Origin of the sequence: Micromonospora sp. NPDC049151, assembly GCF_040648395.1 — a bacterium.
GTDB lineage: Bacteria > Actinomycetota > Actinomycetes > Mycobacteriales > Micromonosporaceae > Micromonospora.
Genome location: NZ_JBEZDP010000013.1, coordinates 23,774 through 37,000, shown reverse-complemented (window position 1 = coordinate 37,000; position 13,227 = coordinate 23,774). Strand labels below are relative to the sequence as shown.

Annotated in this window: 12 protein-coding genes; 5 read left to right on the top strand and 7 right to left on the bottom strand. The window is 70.7% G+C overall.

Going from position 1 to position 13,227, the window contains the following annotated elements:
- Nucleotides 1–167: 167 nt before the first annotated feature.
- Nucleotides 168–590 (bottom strand): hypothetical protein, encoded by a 423-nt coding sequence (locus AB0B20_RS16890; protein ID WP_357471596.1) that lies wholly within the window; start codon nucleotides 588–590, stop codon nucleotides 168–170.
- 306 nt (nucleotides 591–896) lie between these two features.
- On the opposite strand from AB0B20_RS16890, the gene AB0B20_RS16885 reads away from it, so the two are divergent.
- Complete coding sequence (locus tag AB0B20_RS16885) at nucleotides 897–1,229, top strand: hypothetical protein (protein ID WP_357385660.1); 333 nt, start codon at nucleotides 897–899, stop codon at nucleotides 1,227–1,229.
- Nucleotides 1,230–1,290: 61 nt separating this feature from the next.
- Here AB0B20_RS16885 and AB0B20_RS16880 read toward each other — a convergent pair whose 3' ends face one another.
- From AB0B20_RS16880 to AB0B20_RS16870, 3 genes are all read right to left on the bottom strand, one after another.
- Nucleotides 1,291–2,280, bottom strand: a complete 990-nt coding sequence (locus AB0B20_RS16880; RefSeq protein ID WP_357385658.1) for a sporulation protein — start codon at nucleotides 2,278–2,280, stop codon at nucleotides 1,291–1,293.
- Nucleotides 2,281–2,382: 102 nt separating this feature from the next.
- The gene (locus AB0B20_RS16875) at nucleotides 2,383–3,159 is read right to left on the bottom strand and encodes a DeoR/GlpR family DNA-binding transcription regulator (RefSeq protein ID WP_357385656.1); all 777 of its coding nucleotides are present in this window, start codon (nucleotides 3,157–3,159) and stop codon (nucleotides 2,383–2,385) included.
- Nucleotides 3,160–3,193: 34 nt separating this feature from the next.
- Nucleotides 3,194–5,203, bottom strand: a complete 2,010-nt coding sequence (locus AB0B20_RS16870) for a beta-galactosidase (RefSeq protein ID WP_357471593.1) — start codon at nucleotides 5,201–5,203, stop codon at nucleotides 3,194–3,196.
- 279 nt (nucleotides 5,204–5,482) lie between these two features.
- Here AB0B20_RS16870 and AB0B20_RS16865 point away from each other — a divergent pair, with 279 nt between their 5' ends.
- Genes AB0B20_RS16865 through AB0B20_RS16850 form a run of 4 tightly spaced genes read left to right on the top strand, consistent with a single transcriptional unit; the run spans nucleotide 5,483 to nucleotide 10,878 of the window.
- The gene (locus tag AB0B20_RS16865) at nucleotides 5,483–6,814 is read left to right on the top strand and encodes an ABC transporter substrate-binding protein (RefSeq protein WP_357471590.1); all 1,332 of its coding nucleotides are present in this window, start codon (nucleotides 5,483–5,485) and stop codon (nucleotides 6,812–6,814) included.
- Nucleotides 6,815–6,836: 22 nt separating this feature from the next.
- Complete coding sequence (locus AB0B20_RS16860) at nucleotides 6,837–7,793, top strand: sugar ABC transporter permease (RefSeq protein WP_357385650.1); 957 nt, start codon at nucleotides 6,837–6,839, stop codon at nucleotides 7,791–7,793.
- Nucleotides 7,790–8,671 (top strand): carbohydrate ABC transporter permease, encoded by an 882-nt coding sequence (locus AB0B20_RS16855; protein WP_357471587.1) that lies wholly within the window; start codon nucleotides 7,790–7,792, stop codon nucleotides 8,669–8,671. Before AB0B20_RS16860 ends, AB0B20_RS16855 begins: the two co-directional genes overlap by 4 nt.
- A complete protein-coding gene (locus tag AB0B20_RS16850; protein ID WP_357471584.1) occupies nucleotides 8,668–10,878 on the top strand; it encodes an alpha-galactosidase in 2,211 nt (736 codons plus the stop codon). The genes AB0B20_RS16855 and AB0B20_RS16850 overlap by 4 nt, the downstream gene beginning before the upstream one ends.
- A 65-nt stretch (nucleotides 10,879–10,943) precedes the next feature.
- Here AB0B20_RS16850 and AB0B20_RS16845 read toward each other — a convergent pair whose 3' ends face one another.
- The 3 genes from AB0B20_RS16845 to AB0B20_RS16835 form a co-directional block, all read right to left on the bottom strand.
- On the bottom strand, nucleotides 10,944–11,303 hold the full coding sequence (locus AB0B20_RS16845; protein ID WP_357385644.1) for a hypothetical protein: 360 nt from the start codon (nucleotides 11,301–11,303) through the stop codon (nucleotides 10,944–10,946).
- A gap of 12 nt (nucleotides 11,304–11,315) precedes the next feature.
- Nucleotides 11,316–11,477, bottom strand: a complete 162-nt coding sequence (locus AB0B20_RS16840; protein WP_357385642.1) for a hypothetical protein — start codon at nucleotides 11,475–11,477, stop codon at nucleotides 11,316–11,318.
- Between the two features lie 187 nt (nucleotides 11,478–11,664).
- Complete coding sequence (locus AB0B20_RS16835; RefSeq protein WP_357385640.1) at nucleotides 11,665–13,053, bottom strand: cellulase family glycosylhydrolase; 1,389 nt, start codon at nucleotides 13,051–13,053, stop codon at nucleotides 11,665–11,667.
- Between the last annotated feature and the right edge of the window lie 174 nt (nucleotides 13,054–13,227).

Sequence of the window (13,227 nt, the reverse complement as noted above, 5' to 3'; positions counted from 1 at the left end):
TCGATCATGGAGTTGTGGCCCGGGCATGCTTCGCGAAGCGGGCATTCGGCGGGCCGAAAGTGCAAGATCGGCGAGTGCGTGACGGGACAGTCAGGCGTCCACGGGGGAAGCGCGGACACGGCGGCGGGAGGCGGCCCGAGGCCGCCTCCCGCCGTTCCGCTGTTCGGTCAGCCCGGGTTGGGGCGGTTGTTGGTGAAGTTGCCCACCTGGGCGCCGGTGGCCGAGTTGTCACTCGTGGAGCCGCCGGCCGGGGTGCTCAGGCCACCTGTGCTCGCGTCACCTGTGGTCGTCGGCGCCACCTTGCCCGGGTGCTTCTCCGGCTGCCGGGCCACCCGGCGCACGCTGGCCGGGCCGGCCGTACCGCCGGTCGTGGTCACCGCGCCCTGACCCCGGGTCGGTCCGCCGTCGCGCAGCACCGTCGGGTCGACGGGTACGTCCGCCGGGTCGTCCGGGTCGACTTCCTGACGCATCCGCTCGACGTCGGTCTGCGGCACCGTGACCTCGTCGAGCGCGCCCTCGCCGTACACGCCTCCGGCGACCCGCTGCTCGGCCCGCCGGGCGGCGTCCTGCCGCATGTCGTCCTCACGCACGTCAACCACCTCGCAGCTGTGTCGGGGTATCGGTGTGGCGTGCCCGAGGCTGGGTGGCTGAAACCGGAACCGGCGACAGAAGGTCCGGTACGTGCCCGTAAGTCCGGTTTCGGAAACCCACGCCGACCGGCGGTTACCTTGTCTCCGGCCCCGGGTAGACCCAGGTTGCCCCCGCCACAGAGCGCGAACCGTGCCGTGGCCGACCTGCGGTAGCGGGGCGAGGGTGTGCAGGTAACGACTCATCAAATCCTTGAGGAGGACCAGATGAGCACGCAGGCTGCATCCACCAGGCCGATGAACCGGCCGATGTCCGACGTTCAGAACCGGTCGAACATGCAGGACACGTCGACCCGGCACATGCCGTCGATGCACGACGGTCACCGGGAGCAGATGCCGTCCCCCGGTACGGAGACGAAGCAGGCGTTCCTGACCACCGAGTTCTGGGTGTACGCCGCAGCGGTCGCGCTCGTGGCGATCGCCGCGTTCTGGAAGGGCACCACCGCCAACGGGCTGAACATCAACAACCCGAACCAGGCGTGGTGGTACCTGACCGCGCTGACCGGCGCGTACCTGGTCAGCCGTGGCCTGTCGAAGGCGGGCAGCGCGCGCCGCTCCGGCCGGGAGCGCCGCGGACGTTGATCGCACGCCGCGCCAACGGCGACGCCCCCGGGATCCGTCCCGGGGGCGTCGCCGCGTGTGCTCACTCCTCGCCGAAGTCCCCGAAGTCCTCGTCGCCGCCGTCGAACGCCTCTTCGATCAGCTCACCGGCGACCAGGCCGCCGGCGACACCGAGCGCGGCGCCCGCGACCACGCCGCCCATGCCCGGGCCGCGCCGCCCGTGCCCGGCGTAGCCGTGGTGACCCGGGTAGCCGTGGCCGCCGGGCGGCATACCGAAGCCCTGGGCCCGCAGGTTGCCGTAGCGGCCCGTGAGCTCCCGCACCCACCCGTCGACGACCTGCACCCAGTCGGTACGGGCGGCGTCGCTGTGCGGAACCGAGTAACGGCCGATCACGTCGTGCCCGGGGCGGAGGAAGCCGCCGCGCTTGTCGCACTCCAGGATCACCTCGACGCCCTGCTGGCTGGTCACGAACGTCAGCTCGACCTCGTTGACCGTCTGCGCGTACTGCGGCGCGGCGAAGAACTCGATCTCCTGGTAGAACGGCAGCGTCTGCGGCACGCCGTAGATGTGGCCGCGCTCCAGGTCGGCGTGCTTGAACCGGAAGCCGAGCGCCTGGAACGCGTCGAGGATCCGCTCGTGGATCGGCAGCGGGTGCACCGACACCTGGTCCAGGTCGGACTTGTCGACCGCGCGGGCCACCGCCAGCTCGGTGCGCAGGCCCATGGTCATGCCGTGCAGGCGCTGGCCGTACACGTCGGTGATCGGGGTCTCCCACGGCACCGGCATCTGGAACGGGATGGAGAGCTGCTGCTTCGGGGCCAGCTCGAAGGCGCCGCTGACCGGCATCCGGTGGAACTCCATCACGCCCGCGTACTCGTGGTCGCCGCTCTCGATCTCGACCCGGGTCACCAGACCGATGGCGATCTGCTCGATGCGGGCCGGCGCGTCGCCGCCGACGAGGTTCACGCGCCCGTCCAGGGCCAGGCCCGGGCGGGTGTTCGGGTTGCTGAGCACCGTGTCGACGCTCGGGCCGCCCACGCCGAACGCGCTCAACATCTTCTTGAAGACCATCGGTCACTCCCGTGCGACTGCGCTCCGACATGGACCGTCGGGCGCTGGTCAGGGCACCCTAGACGGCAGGGCTGAGAAGTGGCTGTGAGGCACGCGGTGGTCTCAGTCCGCGCGGACCACCACCAGCTCGCCGACCTGTTCACCGAGCTGCCGGCGGGCGTCCGGCGGCAGGCCGCCGTCGGTGATCAGCATGTCGGCCTCCTCCAGCGGGGCGATGGTGGCGATGCCGATGGTCTCCCACTTGGTGTGGTCGGCGAGCACCACCAGCCGCCGCGCGGACCCGATCAGCCGCCGGTTCACCGCCGCCTCCAGCAGATTCGGCGTGGTGAACCCGGTACGCGGGCTCATCCCGTGCACGCCGAGGAAGAGCAGGTCGACGTTGAGCGCGGCGATGGCCGCCTCGGCGACCGGGCCGGTCAGCGCGTCCGACGGGGTACGGATGCCGCCGGTCAGCACCACCGTCTGGTCGGCGCGCGGGTTCTGGTAGAGCGCGTCGGCCACCGGGATCGAGTTGGTGACCACTGTGAGCCCGCGTACCTCGGCCAGCCGCGCCGCCAGCGCGGCGGTGGTGGTGCCGGCGGACAGCGCCACCGCCATGCCCGGCTCGACCAGCCCTGCGGCGCGCTCCACGATGGCGCGTTTCTCGGCCTGCTGCCGGACCGACTTGGCGGCGAACCCGGGCTCCTCGGTGGAACCGGGCCCGGCGAGTGTCGCGCCGCCGTGCACCTTGTCGATCAGGCCGCGCTCGGCGAGCACCTCCAGGTCGCGGCGGATCGTCATGTCGGACACCCCGAAACGGCTGACCAGGTGACTGACCCGGACGCCGCCGCTCTGGCGGATCAACTCCAGGATGGCGCTCTGCCGTTGCTGGGCGAGCATGGGAACCTCCTCGGCGCGAACGGCCACGTAGCGGTCAGGCGTTCGCGGGCACCGGCGCGGGCTCCTCGCGGACCACCGCCACCTCACCCGCCGGCACCTCCAGCTCGCCGTCGCACCTGACGCCGCCGAGCAGTTCGGTGCCGGTGACCGCCAGCCGGGCCGGCTCGGTGGTGTGGTTGACCACGAACAGCCAGCTCCGGTCCGCCGAGCGGCGGCGGACCACCTCCACCCCGGCCGGCGCGCCCACCGGCGGACGTACCCCGGCCTCGGCGAGCAGCCGCGCCACCAGCCGGTCGATGGCCTCGTCGTCGAGCCGGGTGCCGGCGTACCAGGCGGCGCCCGCGCCGACCGCGTGCCGGGTCAGCGCCGGCACGCCGGGCAGGGGCCCGTCGGTGTACGCGGCCAGCACCTCGGCGCCCTCGGCGTGCAGCCACTCGGTCCACACGTCGGCGCGGGCGCCGTCGTCGAGGCGTACCGTCTCGCCGTCCCGCAGCGGGAAGAACTCCTCGACGCGTACGCCGAGCAGGTCGCGGAACGCGCCGGGGTAACCGCCGAGCCGGATGTGGTCGTACTCGTCGACGATGCCGCTGAAGTAGGTGACGAGCGCGGTGCCGCCGGCCTCCACGAACCGGCGCAGCGCGTCGGCGTCGGCGTCACGGACGAGGTAGAGCGTGGGTGCCAGGACGAGCCGGTAGCGGGACAGGTCGGCCGACGGGTGCACCACGTCGGCGGTGATCCCGGCCCGCCAGAGCGCGGCGTGCAGCGCGGACAGCCGGTCGGTGTAGGTGACGTCGACGCTCGGGTGGGAGTCGAGTTCGGCGCCCCACCAGGCCTCGTAGTCGAACAGGATCGCCACGTCGGCGTCCACGCGGCTGCCGCGTACCTCCGCGAGGGCGCGCAGGTCGGCGCCGAGCCGGCAGACCTCGCGGAACACCTTGGTGTCCGGTCCGGCGTGCGGGACCAGCGCGGAGTGGAACTTCTCCGCGCCGGCCCGGGAGGCCCGCCACTGGAAGAACAGCACCCCGTCGGCGCCGCGCGCGACGTGGGCGAGGCTGTTGCGGCGCATCTGGCCCGGTGTCTTGGCCACGTTGCGGGGCTGCCAGTTGACAGCGCTGGTGGAGTGCTCCATCAGCAGCCACGGCGCGCCGCCCGCGATGCCCCGGGTGTGGTCGGCGGCCAGCGCCAGGTTGACCTGCGGCTGCGGGTCGGCGGCGGTGAGGTAGTGGTCGTTGGCGACCACGTCCACGTCGGATGCCCAGGAGTGGTAGTCCAGGTACTTGATGCCGGTGCCGATCATGAAGTTCGTGGTGACCGGCTGCGGGACGAGCCGGTTCAGCAGTTCCCGCTCGGCGCGCAGCTGGGCGCGGTGCTCGTCGGAGGAGAACCGCAGGAAGTCCAGCTGCTGGGTCGGGTTGGCGAACGTCGGCGCGGTAAGCGGCGGGTTGATCTCGGCCCAGTCGTGGTAGCGCTGGCTCCAGAACGCGGTGCCCCAGGCGGCGTTGAGCGAGTCCAGGTCGCCGTAGCGCTCGCGCAGCCAGCCGCGGAACGCGTCGGCGCTGACGTCGCAGTAGCAGTGCACGTTGTGGCAGCCGAGTTCGTTGGAGACGTGCCAGAGCACCACGGCGGGGTGCCGCGCGTACCGGCGGGCGACGGCCTCGACCAGGGCGAGCGAGTGGTCCCGGAACACCGGCGAGCTGGGGCAGTACGCCTGCCGGCCACCGGGCCAGAGCACCGTGCCGTCGGCGCGGCGGGGCAGCGTCTCCGGGTGCCGGTGCGCCAGCCACGGTGGCGGGCTGGCGGTGGCGGTGGCCAGGTCGACGCTGATGCCGCCGTCGTGCAGCAGGTCGATCGCCCGGTCCAGCCAGTCGAAGACGTACCGGCCGGGGGCGGGCTCCAGCAGTGCCCAGGAGAAGATGCCGACCGAGACCAGGTTGACCCCTGCTCGTCGCATGAGTTCGACGTCCTCGGCCCACGTCTGCTCGGGCCACTGCTCCGGGTTGTAGTCCGCGCCGTACCAGATGCCGTCGCCGTGCCAGTTCCGCATGACAGCAGAGGGTGCCCCCGAACAGCACCCAAGTCAACACTTTCCAACATCGACTGAAGTTCCAACGTTTACCGGCTCTTTGCCCTGCCTTACCGCCGACAGCGTCGTCTTTTTGCCCTCTTGACAGCGCCGCACCAAGGGGTAGCTTCAAGCGCCACCGGCTGTTTGTGTTCGGACGTGTGGATTCTCGGTGGATCTGCCCCGGCCAACACGAACACCGCTCACCGCCAACGATCACGGTCCATGAGCGCAGCGCACCTCTTCCACGCAGGAGGCACCATGTCCCGTCCCCGCTCACAAGCCGAATACCTCGCCCGGCTCGTACCCCCGTCCGTCGCCGGCCTGAACCGGCGCTCGCTGCTCGCCGGCGCGGCCGGCACGGGGGCGCTGCTCGGCACCGGGCTGCTCGCCGGCTGCGGCGACTCCGACTCCGGATCGGGCGGTGACGCCAAGAGCGTCTCGCTCGGCTCCAACCAGTCCGACCCGAAGCCCAAGGACGTCGTCGCGAAGGTGATGGACGGCTTCAAGACGTCCTCCGGGGTGACCGTCAACATCAACACGGTCGACCACAACACCTTCCAGGAGAACATCAACAACTACCTGCAGGGCAAGCCGGACGACCTGTTCACCTGGTTCGCCGGGTACCGGATGCGGTTCTTCGCCGCCAAGGGCCTGGCCGGCGACCTCAGCGACGTGTGGGGCAAGCTCGACGGCTACTCCGACGCGTTCAAGAAGGCGTCCACAGGCGACGACGGCAAGCAGTACTTCGTGCCCGCGTCGTACTACCCGTGGGCGGTCTTCTACCGCAAGTCGGTGTGGCAGCAGCGCGGCTACGAGGTGCCGAAGACGCTCGACGACCTGAACGCGCTCGGCGCGCGGATGAAGAAGGACGGCCTGAACCCGATCGCGTTCGCCGACAAGGACGGCTGGCCGGCGATGGGCACGTTCGACATCCTCAACCTGCGGATCAACGGCTACCAGTTCCACATCGACCTGATGGCCGGCAAGGAGGCGTGGACCTCCGACAAGGTGAAGAAGGTCTTCGACACCTGGGCCGGGCTGCTCCCCCTGCACCAGCCGGACTCGCTCGGCCGCACCTGGCAGGAGGCCGCCCAGTCGTTGCAGCAGAAGAAGAGCGGCATGTACCTGCTCGGCCTGTTCGTCGGCCAGCAGTTCAGCGGCGCCGACCTGGAGGACCTGGACTTCTTCACGTTCCCCGAGGTCGACTCCACGATCGGCGCGAAGGCGCTGGACGCCCCGATCGACGGCTACATGATGGCCCGCAAGCCGAAGTCCAAGGACGCGGCGCAGAAGCTGCTGACGTACCTGGGCTCCAAGGAGGCGGCGGACATCACGGTGAAGAACGACCCGAGCACGCTGGTCGCCAACAGCGGCGCGGACACCGGCGCCTACACCGCGCTGCAGCGCAAGGCCGCCGAGCTGGTCGGCTCCGCCACCGAGATCGCCCAGTTCCTCGACCGGGACACCCGGCCGGACTTCGCCTCCACCGTGATGATCCCGGCGTTGCAGCAGTTCATCAAGGACCCGAAGGACATCAGCGGGCTGCTCACCAGCATCGAGAACCAGAAGAAGTCGATCTTCACAAGCTGACGGCGGAAGGGGGAAGGACATCATGTCCGACCTGCCCCTGATCCAAGCGGATCGCGCCGTGCCGCCGCCGGCCGCGACCACCACGAACGGTGGTCGCGGTCGCCGGCTACGGCTCCTGTCCCGCACCGACCGCGTGGTGATCACGCTGATGGTGCTGGTACCCCTGCTGCTCGTCACCGGCCTGGTCTGGCTGCCCGCGGTGGCGACCGTGCTGCTCTCCGGCACCAACTGGGACGGCATCGGCCCGATCAGCGAGATCGAATGGGTCGGGGCGAGGAACTACGACGACGTGGTGAACATCTACCCGCCGTTCGTCCCCGCGGTGCAGAACAACCTGCTCTGGCTGGCCGCGCTGTTCGTGGTGGCCACCCCGGTCGGCATGTTCCTCGCCGTGCTGCTGGACAAGGAGATGCGCGGCAGCCGCTTCTACCAGACCGCGCTCTACCTGCCGGTGGTGCTGTCGCTGGCCCTCATCGGCTTCATCTGGCAGCTCATCTACAGCCGCGACCAGGGCCTGCTCAACGGCGTGTTCGGCGGTGACACCGACTGGTACGGCGACCCGAACGTCAACATCTGGGCCGTGCTGGTGGCGGCCGGCTGGCGGCACGTCGGCTACATCATGCTGCTCTACCTGGCCGGCCTGAAGGGCGTCGACCCGTCGCTGCGGGAGGCGGCGGCGGTGGACGGCTCGTCGGAGACCAGCACGTTCTTCCGGGTCGTCTTCCCCGTGATGCGCCCGATCAACATCATCGTGCTGGTGGTGACGGTGATCGAGTCGCTGCGCGCGTTCGACCTGGTCTGGGTCATCAACAAGGGCCGCAACGGGCTGGAGCTGATCTCCGCGCTGGTCACCCAGAACGTGGTGGGCGAGGCCAGCCGGATCGGCTTCGGCTCCGCGCTGGCGACCATCATGCTGGCCGTCTCGCTGGTCTTCATCACCATCTACCTCTGGACCGTGATGCGGGAGGACAAGCGATGACCGCCGTCTCCGCCGGCCGCCGCCGCCCCCTGCGGCCCGCCCGGGTCGCCCTGCACCTGTTCCTGGGTACGGTCGCCGTGGGCTGGCTGTTCCCCATCCTCTGGGCGGTGCTCACCTCGTTCCGCTCCTACGAGTACACAGCCGCCAACGGCTACGTGTCGCTGGGCGGCTGGACGATCGACAACTACGTCACCGCCTGGCGTACCGCCGAGTTCGGCAAGCACTTCCTCAACTCGGCGTACATCACCATCCCGGCGGTGCTGCTCACGTTGTTCCTCGCCTCCTGCGTGGCGTTCGTGATCGCCCGGTTCAGCTGGAAGCTCAACATCGCGCTGCTCGGCCTGTTCACCGCCGCGAACCTGCTGCCGCAGCAGGCGCTGCTCATCCCGCTGTTCCGGATGTTCACCGAGATCCCGCTGCCGGCCTGGATGAGCGACTCGGAGCTGCTCTACGACAGCTACTGGGGGCTGATCCTGGTCAACGTCGCGTTCCAGTGCGGCTTCTGCGTGTTCGTGCTCAGCAACTACATGAAGGCGCTGCCGCACGAGCTGTACGAGGCCGCGATGGTCGACGGGGCGAACGTGTGGCGGCAGTACTGGCAGGTGACGCTGCCGCTGTGCCGTCCGGCGCTGGCCGCGCTCGCCACGCTGGAGGTCACCTGGATCTACAACGAGTTCTTCTGGGCCACGGTGCTCATGCGTACCGGCGACAAGTTCCCGGTCACCAGCTCGCTGAACAACCTGCGCGGCGAGTTCTTCACCGACAACAACCTCGTCTCGGCCGGTTCGGTGCTGGTCGCGATCCCCACCCTGGTGATCTTCTTCCTGCTCCAGAAGCAGTTCGTCCGGGGCCTGACGCTGGGAGCCTCCAAGGGATGACGATCGTCCACCTGCGCCGTGCGCGGACCAGCCTGGTGCTCGACGCACGCGGCCCGGGACTGCCCCGGGTCGTGCACTGGGGCGCCGACCTCGGCCCGCTGCCCGACGGCGACCTGCCCGCGCTCGCCGACGCGACGGTGCCGCCTGTGGTGCCGAGCAGCTTCGACGCGCCCACTGTGCTGTCGCTGCTGCCCGAGGCGAGCGCCGGGTGGAGCGGGCGGCCCGGTCTCGCCGGTCACCGCGACGGCCGGGACTGGTCGACGGCGTTCCGCCTCACCGACCTCGACGTGCACGACGCCCTCGCGGCACCGCCCGACCTGTTAGGAGGGGACCCTTCACATGCACCAGGCGTTAACAAGGGGCCCTTCCTTACCCCAGGGCGGGTGGTGGTGCGGGCGGCGGACCCGGGCGCGGGGCTGAGCCTGACCGTCGAGATCACGCTGGACCCGGCGGGCGTGCTCACACTGCGGCACCGGCTGCGCAACGACGGCGACGGCCGCTACGAGCTGCGCGAGCTGACGCCGGTGCTGCCGGTGCCGGCGGTCGCCACCGAACTGCTCGACCTGACCGGCAGGTGGTGCCGGGAACGCGCGCCGCAGCGGCACCAGTGGCCGATGGGCGCCTGGGTACGCGAGGGACGGCACGGCCGCACCGGCCATGACGCCACGTTGCTGCTGGTCGCGGGCACCGCCGGATTCGGGTTCCGGCACGGCGAGGTGTGGGCGGTGCACACCGCGTGGAGCGGCGACCACGTCACGGCCGCCGAGCGCCGCCCCACCGGGGAGTCCACGCTGGGCGGCGGTGAGCTGCTGGCGCCCGGCGAGGTGATGCTGGGGCCGGGCGAGGAGTACGCCACTCCCCTGCTCTACGCGGCGCACTCAGCCGACGGGCTGGACGGGCTCAGCGACGCGCTGCACACGCACCTGCGGTCCCGCCCGTCGCACCCGCGCACGCCACGGCCGGTGACGCTGAACGTGTGGGAGGCGGTCTACTTCGACCACGACCTGGACCGGCTGCGGACGCTCGCCGACCGAGCCGCCGAGGTCGGTGTGGAACGCTTCGTGCTCGACGACGGCTGGTTCCGGGGACGGCGGCACGACCAGGCCGGGCTCGGCGACTGGTGGGTCGACGGCGAGGTCTGGCCGGACGGGTTGCAGCCGCTGATCGACCACGTACGCGGGCACGGCATGCAGTTCGGGCTCTGGGTCGAGCCGGAGATGGTCAACCCGGACTCCGACCTGTTCCGCGCCCATCCCGACTGGGTGCTCCAGGCACCGGGCCGACTGCCGCCGCCGTGGCGGCACCAGCAGGTTCTCGACCTGGCCCATCCGGACGCCTACGCGTACCTGCTCGAACGGCTCGACGCGGTGCTGGGTGAGCACGACGGGCTCGCGTACCTGAAGTGGGACCACAACCGCGACCTCACCGAGGCCGGGCACGCCGGGCGGCCCGGCGTGCACGCGCAGACCCTCGCCGTCTACCGGCTGCTGGACGAGTTGCGCGCCCGGCACCCGGGCGTCGAGATCGAGAGCTGCTCCTCCGGTGGCGCGCGGGTCGACCTGGAGATCCTGCGCCGCACCGACCGGGTGTGGGCCAGCGACTGCAACGACGCGCTGGAACGGCTGTCCATCCAGCGCTGGACCGGTCTGCTGCTGCCGCCGGAGCTGATCGGCACGCACATCGGCCCGGAACGCTCGCACACCACGCGCCGCGTACACGACCTGGGCTTCCGCGCGGTCACCGCGCTGTTCGGCCACCACGGCATCGAGTGGGACATCAGCGCGATCGACGGCACCGAGCGGGCCGAGCTCGCCGCCTGGGTCGCGCTGCACAAGCGGCTGCGCCCGCTGCTGCACACCGGGCGGGTGGTCCGGGTCGACCACCCGGACCCGGCCGTGCAGGCCCACGGCGTGGTCGCCCACGACAGCTCGCACGCGGTGTACGCGGTCAGCCGGGTGGCCACCTCGGCGGCGCAGGTGCCGGGCGCGGTACGGCTGCCGGGGCTGGACCCACGGCGGCGCTACCGGGTCCGCCCGCCCGCCGGGGTGCCGGAACCGGCCCTGCTGGAGATGATTCCGCCGGGCTGGCTGGCCTGGCCGGGCGACGGCATCACGGTGACCGGTTCGGTGCTGGGTTCGGTGGGCCTGCAACTACCCGCCCTGCACCCCGAGCAGGCCCTGCTGCTGGAGGTCACCGTCGTCGGCTGAGCGACGCCGACAACGGTGACCGGCCCGTTCAACCGCGGGAGGCTACGTGCCCCGGACGTCGTGGGTCACCGGCGCCGCCGCGGGACGCGGGTCGAGGTGGCCGCAGCCGCACCGGTCAATGGATGGGTCACGGCGGCCGGGCCGGACTCGCCGGTCGAGCGCCACAGCTCGTGGAGCGTGGGCCACCAGTCGGGGTGGCTCTCCACCACCTCGACCAGGACGGGACTCTGCTCCAGCATGTGCGCGGGCCACCGGTGCCAGGAGTGGGCGAATCGGAAGTCGGGCAGCAGCCCGGCCACCTGCAGCTCGCACTCCAGCACGTCCGCGAGTAGCTCCGCGAGGGTGATCACGACGGACCGGTCGGCGTCGGTCGGCGCGGAGGGCTTCCGGTCGAAGAAGTACGCGCGGAGCGGCGGATTCTCCAACAGGCGGTCATGCTAGGCGCGAGACAGATTGTTCACTTCCATCAGCGCGGTGGCCGAGCCGATGCCGTTGTTGATGCGGCTCTGTTTCGCCACCTCCCGCGTCTGCACGGCGGAGAAGCACAATGACACCGCGACCAGCATCAGGCTGACGAACCCCAGAATCGTTTCCCACATGTCCCCGCCCTTCAAGGAGTACCACCCCCCTCACGCTAAGCGGGGAGCGCAACACCCTGAGTCACCGACTTCGGGGTGGGTTCCGGCGCGGCCCTGTTCGCCGCACGTCCATCTGCGGTGATCAAGGAGTTCGTGTCACCGTCGCGATCCGCTCGGGACACGAACTCCTTGATCACCGGTTAGGGGGTCAGGCGGGGGTGCAGGTCACCGTGGGGGTGGAGTTCGTGCCCTGCCAGCTGCCGATGAAGCCGAAGCTGGTGCTCGCGCCCGCGCCGAGGCGGCCGTTGTAGTCGACGTTGCGGGCGGTGTACGCCGACCCGCTGTTGCTGACGGTCGCGTTCCACGCCTGGGTGACGGACTGGCCGTTGGCGTATGTCCAGCGCACCGTCCAGCCGTTGATCGCGGCCGTTCCGGCGGTCACCTTGACGTCGCCCTGGAAGCCGCCCTGCCACGAGTTCGCCACGGTGTAGGTGGCGGTGCAGCCGCCGGACGGCGGGGGCGTGGTGGCCGGCGGCGGGGTGGGGCTGACCGTCGGGCTCACCGTCGGGCTGACGGTGGGGCTGACCGTCGGGCTGACGGTCGGGGTGCTGCCGGCGTACACGGACGCCTCGCGGGAGGTGGCGGCGATGCCGTTGGCACCGTTGAAGATCCGCTGCCCCCAGCTGGTGAGCTGGGCCGGGTTGAACGCGGTGGTCATGTCCAGGTACTCCACGCCGCCGCCGTTGCCGCTCCAGGACCAGCCGAGGTAGCCGATGCCGTTGGCCTGGCTGTACGCCATGATGGCGTCCTCGTCCGGGTTGCCGTCGGAGTGGTTGAAGCCGAACTCGCCGACCACGATGGGCAGTCCGGCCGCCCGGAACCGGCCCAGGTAGTCGCTGATCTCGGCGGCGGTGTCGAAGACGCCGTACATGTGGATGGAGAAGACGGTGTTGCGCTGCGGGTCGGCGGCGAACACGGTGCCGGCGTTGTCGCGCATGGTGAACGACCAGTCCTGGCCCCAGTTCGGCGCGTCCACCATGATCGTGTGGGTCAGGCCGGCGGCGCGCAGCCGCTTGATCGCGTTCGAGGTGTCGGTGGTCCAGGCGCTGTAGCCCTGGTTGCCGAACGGCTCGTTGCCGATGTTGACGATCACGTACTTCTCCTGGCCCTTGAGCACGTCGGCGATGCTCAGCCAGTAGTCGGTGGCCTTGGCCAGCGTGGTGGCGGCGCCGTCCTCGCCGTACCCGGTGGTGTCGTGCACCTCCAGCACGCAGATCAGCCGGTTGGCCTTGCACAGCGAGATCACGTTCGCCACGTCGGCGGCGCTGTTCTTCGTCCAGCGGTCGCCGCTGGCCAGCACCACCCGGACGGTGTTCGCGCCGAGCGCCTTGATGTTCGCGAACGAGCTGGTCTGCTGCGGGTACCAGGTGTGCGCGTGGTTGACCCCGCGCATCACGAACTCGACGCCGCCTGCGTCGTAGAGCCGCCCGTTGGAGACGGAGAACCCGGTGGCGGCTTGGGCCGGTTGCCCGAGGGCGAAGACGGCGGCGAGGGCCGTCAGCAGGGCGGCGCCCGCGACGGAGAGCAGTTTCTTCATGGCTGTCCTCAGGGGAAGGTCTCCCCCGTGCCCGAGCGGGGGTGCGGTGACGGTGACGACGAGGGAGGCGGCTGAGCCCGGCAGCCGCCGCCGGTTCCCGGCGGACGCAGGCATCAGCGTAGGACGATGGACGGCCGAAGGCAACCGGTTAAGCGGGGTGACCGACGAGGAGAG

Bases quoted from the DNA above. Each gene is read 5' to 3' on its own strand.
- AB0B20_RS16885 (WP_357385660.1), top strand. From the start codon at position 897: ATGTCCGACGTTCAGAACCGGTCGAACATGCAGGACACGTCGACCCGG.
- AB0B20_RS16880 (WP_357385658.1), bottom strand. From the start codon at position 2,280: ATGGTCTTCAAGAAGATGTTGAGCGCGTTCGGCGTGGGCGGCCCGAGC.
- AB0B20_RS16875 (WP_357385656.1), bottom strand. From the start codon at position 3,159: ATGCTCGCCCAGCAACGGCAGAGCGCCATCCTGGAGTTGATCCGCCAG.
- AB0B20_RS16870 (WP_357471593.1), bottom strand. From the start codon at position 5,203: ATGCGGAACTGGCACGGCGACGGCATCTGGTACGGCGCGGACTACAAC.
- AB0B20_RS16865 (WP_357471590.1), top strand. From the start codon at position 5,483: ATGTCCCGTCCCCGCTCACAAGCCGAATACCTCGCCCGGCTCGTACCC.
- AB0B20_RS16860 (WP_357385650.1), top strand. From the start codon at position 6,837: ATGTCCGACCTGCCCCTGATCCAAGCGGATCGCGCCGTGCCGCCGCCG.
- AB0B20_RS16855 (WP_357471587.1), top strand. From the start codon at position 7,790: ATGACCGCCGTCTCCGCCGGCCGCCGCCGCCCCCTGCGGCCCGCCCGG.
- AB0B20_RS16850 (WP_357471584.1), top strand. From the start codon at position 8,668: ATGACGATCGTCCACCTGCGCCGTGCGCGGACCAGCCTGGTGCTCGAC.
- AB0B20_RS16840 (WP_357385642.1), bottom strand. From the start codon at position 11,477: ATGTGGGAAACGATTCTGGGGTTCGTCAGCCTGATGCTGGTCGCGGTG.
- AB0B20_RS16835 (WP_357385640.1), bottom strand. From the start codon at position 13,053: ATGAAGAAACTGCTCTCCGTCGCGGGCGCCGCCCTGCTGACGGCCCTC.